We start from the raw sequence: 3718 nt of genomic DNA on the forward strand, positions 1-3718 counted from the left end.
CCGCCGCCAGAAGCAGAATATCGTCAATATTCCAGATCGGGCTCCTGTGGGATGACTGAATTCTACAAAATGACCCGAAATTGCCTCAAGTGTGAGAAATCCGCGTCGAGGGTTGCACAAATCAGATGTTAAAATGGATTATTGGTTAAAGAATGCTGCCCCAAGCTCCGATCTTCGACACTGGTTTGCTCATGACCCGGCTCACTGGGATGAATTCAAACTGAGGTATCGTCATGAGCTTTCTGAAGGAAATTCCGACATCAAAAAACTTGAGAACCTTATGAAAAAAGGGAGGATCACTCTTCTTTATGCTGCGCATGATCCGCTTCATAATCACGCTCTTGTTCTCCAGAAATTTCTGGATGAGCAGGACATATAGGTATTGACGCTAACGTATAAAAAGTATTCATCCGTTATCACGTTTTTAGGAATTATGTTCCATGCCGAATTTAAGTTTTGCTGAAACAGATCAAAAGAATTCTCCCATTATTTGTGACGATGCGATTGTCCGGGTCCATCGCTCAGGCATCATCGAGTTGTGGGATGACAACGCAGTTCAGATGTTTGGTTTTGCGGCGGAGGAAGCTATTGGGAAGTCACTTGATCTGATTATACCGGAAAAATTACGTGAACGGCACTGGAAAGGTTGGTCTTATGTCGTGGAGCAGGGAATAACAGGTTTTAATTCAGATCGTACACTCACCGTGCCGGCTTTAAGACGGAATGGTTCGCAGATTGTTGTTGTATTCAATATGGATATCATAAGAAACCATAGTGGAAATATCGATGCGATAAAGGTTGTTTTTCGTGATATCAGGAAGCAGCCATGAAACCGTATCGTATTACGTCGGAGTTCAATGCGATAACTCTTCCCGCAGGTCTGCGTCAGCGTCATGCCACGAAGGCTGGCGTATGGGCAGTTATCCGTATTCTGGAAAGAACTGCGACGCTCGTGTACGTTGACACTTGAGAAGTCAGGCATCTGACACCTTGTGAACCAGGCCTTATCAAACCGGAGCAGACGCATTACCTAAAATTATCTGGTTTGGTCCGGCTAAAACTGGAGTTTTACGATTCTGATCCAGTTCATTCTTTGTGAAGTATATGAACACTTACATCTGTAGCTGTAGGGCCGACCCTTTGTGAAATGCTATATGCCCAGTTTTCTGACTGACAATCTCGTATTGAGGTTCCTGGCCTGACGCATGATGATGATACCCATTGACGAGAAATGGTGATGTGTGAATTTTCGTAATTTTACCTGTGACATAACCGGCTTCAGAGTTCCATGAAACAATGTCGCCAATTCTGAAGGTTTGTGAAGACATGGTAATTTTCCTTATGCAACCGAAGACACTGTAAAATGACCAAGGTTAAATGTAAGACGATTTATACGATTGGTCACTCTACGCATTCCCTTGACGAATTTATAACACTTATTTGTCATTATCATATTACATTCGTGGCGGATGTTCGTGCGTTTCCGTATTCCAGGCGTAATCGGGATTACAATGGTAATGTCCTGTCTGAAGCGCTTGGGAAAGTAAACGTTATTTATCGTCATTTTCCGGAGTTAGGCGGGAGACGTCCGCGGTCCAGAACCGTTGCACCTACGATTAATGCATTCTGGCGTGTGCAAAGTTTTCATAATTATGCCGACTATGCTTTAAGCGATGAATTTCAGAAAGGTCTAGCAACTTTAATCGAAGCGAGCCGATATGAAACGGTTGTTTTAATGTGCGCAGAGGTTCTTTGGTGGCGGTGTCATCGGCGCATTATTTCAGATTATCTTCTTTCTAAAGGTTTGACGGTGATCCATATCCTGTCGTTGACGAACACGCAGGAAGGCGTTCTTACGCCTGGTGCTGTTGTCGAACCAACAGGTTGTTTAACGTATCCTCTTCCAGAGTCCGTATGTGTCCAAAATGATGAGAAGTCATAATAAAAATCAGAATATTCCATCGGAACCTGAAGAAATGTTCAGCGCTCTGAGACTCTTTGATGGTGTTTCAAAGCGTGAAAAACGCGTTCTTTTGTCATCTGTGAAAAAAACGATGTTTGCCCCCGGTGTAATTTTGTTTAAAAAAAACGATAAACCAAAAAATTTGTGGATTGTGTTTGATGGCATCATACACTTAAGGAGTCCGCATCCAGAAAAGAAAGAAAATATCACTGTTATGAGTATGATAACCGGTGACTTTCTTCTTCCTGCAGCGGTCGTAACACGACAACCTTATCTTCTGGAAGCTTATTGTGCCTCAGCAGCGACGATGCTTCAGATTGATGCAAATATTATAGACGTATTGTGTTCTCTTCATTCATCGTTCGCGCGTATTATGCTGGAATATGTTGCAAAACAATTTAGGAATAACATCAATCAGACGAGTTGTTATTATCATTGTAGTGGTTCACAGCGTTTGGTCTGTTATCTCGTGAAACTTTCCATTATACAGGACAATCGAAAAAAAGTCGTACTTCCGCATAGCAAATCTTTGGTGGCAGCCGAGCTTCGCATGACACCTGAAAATTTATCCCGTATTATAACACGGTTTCGTGGTGAAATTTTAGAAGTAAACGGTTCGGAAATAGTGATTTTAAATTATGCTCAGTTAATTAGTCTTTGCGGGCACATTAGGGCTTAATGATGGAAAGAAAAAATATAGAATAAAAATATATTATTTTAAGTCGCATTTATTTTTATCAATGATAGCTAATAATTGTTCAATGTCACCGGGCTCGACATCAAGCGTATCGGGCATTGATTGCAACGCATTGTAAATATCTTCCCGTGTAAAGTAATTTTGAATTACTGTGGAAGCTTCGACGTCCTGAGGACGATGTGGATACGTATGACCGGTAATCCGATGATAAGCAATAGCGGCGATGGTCAAAGCGACAGCATTCAGGCCGACTGGCACAAAAGGAAATAAGAAACCAGTCGTGAGATCATGATTGCCAGGATGGAGGAGCGTTGCTGTGAGTGCCGATGCGCCACCCGGAGGATGAAGTGATTTTGAGGCGTTCATTGCAGCGATTGCGAGCCCTACTGAAAGAGCACAGGCGATGAGAAGTGGTACATCGGGAATAAGTGAAACTATGACGCCAATCGTTGCTGAAAGAACATTTCCTAAAATCACAGCTCGAGGTGTTGCTAAAGGACTGGCTGGAACACCGAATGCAAGGACGGCCGATGCACCCATAGGTGCAACAATGGCGGCACTTTCAATTGGCATTAAGATAAACCCAGCAGAATAAGATGCTATTATACCGACAAACCCGCCAATAGAAGCACGTAATGAAATAAAACGGCTCATATTGTGTCCACTACTTTGCTTAAATCAAGATAACGTGCAGAATACTCTGGTGTTCAAAAAATGTAAATACAATACATCTTTTGATTGCGGGATTTCATCGATTCATATGATCGACGCGGAAATCTCACGGAAGGGTTGTACATCGGGTCAGATTATGAAAAAGTCTGTTTTGTATAAAAGATATTTTCATAAGCAATAAACGAACCCGATGCAGACAGAGTGTAGCGCAGGCGCGTATGACTTTCCAGCCTCCTGTGGACGGCGTGTAGTAGCCCATTTTGATGGAGGTCGCATGGTAATCCCCCCATAAAAAGAGTGACTTTTGAATGAGAATTTTCTCAGCGTAAGAATTGAGGAGATTCTGATGAAGAGTGATCGCTTTACTGACGCCCAGATCATGGGTG

The 3718-nt window shown here is 42.6% G+C and carries 7 protein-coding genes and 1 pseudogene; 5 read left to right on the forward strand and 3 right to left on the reverse strand.

All coding sequences use genetic code 11. From position 1 onward, the window contains the following. Positions 1 to 133: 133 nt before the first annotated feature. The 3 genes from GOB86_RS14875 to GOB86_RS16240 all read left to right on the forward strand — a co-directional run bounded on the left by GOB86_RS14875 (position 134) and on the right by GOB86_RS16240 (position 970). Positions 134 to 379, forward strand: coding sequence for a DUF488 domain-containing protein (locus GOB86_RS14875; protein WP_003631278.1), 246 nt, complete (start codon positions 134 to 136; stop codon positions 377 to 379). 61 nt (positions 380 to 440) lie between these two features. Then, the gene (locus GOB86_RS14880) at positions 441 to 830 is read left to right on the forward strand and encodes a PAS domain-containing protein (RefSeq protein WP_165993430.1); all 390 of its coding nucleotides are present in this window, start codon (positions 441 to 443) and stop codon (positions 828 to 830) included. Continuing rightward, positions 827 to 970, forward strand: coding sequence for a DUF1971 domain-containing protein (locus GOB86_RS16240; RefSeq protein WP_242012707.1), 144 nt, complete (start codon positions 827 to 829; stop codon positions 968 to 970). The genes GOB86_RS14880 and GOB86_RS16240 overlap by 4 nt, the downstream gene beginning before the upstream one ends. Positions 971 to 1112: 142 nt before the next feature. On the opposite strand, the gene GOB86_RS14890 is transcribed toward GOB86_RS16240, so the two are convergent. Then, positions 1113 to 1328: a hypervirulence associated TUDOR domain-containing protein gene (locus GOB86_RS14890; protein ID WP_010512346.1), complete on the reverse strand. Its 216-nt coding sequence runs from the start codon at positions 1326 to 1328 to the stop codon at positions 1113 to 1115. A 35-nt stretch (positions 1329 to 1363) separates the two neighbouring features. Between GOB86_RS14890 and GOB86_RS14895 the strand changes: the two genes are divergently transcribed. Together GOB86_RS14895 and GOB86_RS14900 are read left to right on the forward strand one after the other, a co-directional pair. After that, a complete protein-coding gene (locus GOB86_RS14895; protein ID WP_006115867.1) occupies positions 1364 to 1942 on the forward strand; it encodes a DUF488 domain-containing protein in 579 nt (192 codons plus the stop codon). Beyond that, positions 1926 to 2642: a Crp/Fnr family transcriptional regulator gene (locus tag GOB86_RS14900; protein WP_242012709.1), complete on the forward strand. Its 717-nt coding sequence runs from the start codon at positions 1926 to 1928 to the stop codon at positions 2640 to 2642. Before GOB86_RS14895 ends, GOB86_RS14900 begins: the two co-directional genes overlap by 17 nt. 33 nt (positions 2643 to 2675) lie before the next feature. On the opposite strand, the gene GOB86_RS14905 is transcribed toward GOB86_RS14900, so the two are convergent. Then, positions 2676 to 3314 (reverse strand): HPP family protein, encoded by a 639-nt coding sequence (locus GOB86_RS14905; protein WP_006115571.1) that lies wholly within the window; start codon positions 3312 to 3314, stop codon positions 2676 to 2678. A gap of 124 nt (positions 3315 to 3438) precedes the next feature. Beyond that, positions 3439 to 3718: pseudogene (locus GOB86_RS15955) on the reverse strand (hypothetical protein); the annotation flags it as partial.

This window comes from Acetobacter lambici, from assembly GCF_011516885.1.
GTDB lineage: Bacteria > Pseudomonadota > Alphaproteobacteria > Acetobacterales > Acetobacteraceae > Acetobacter > Acetobacter lambici.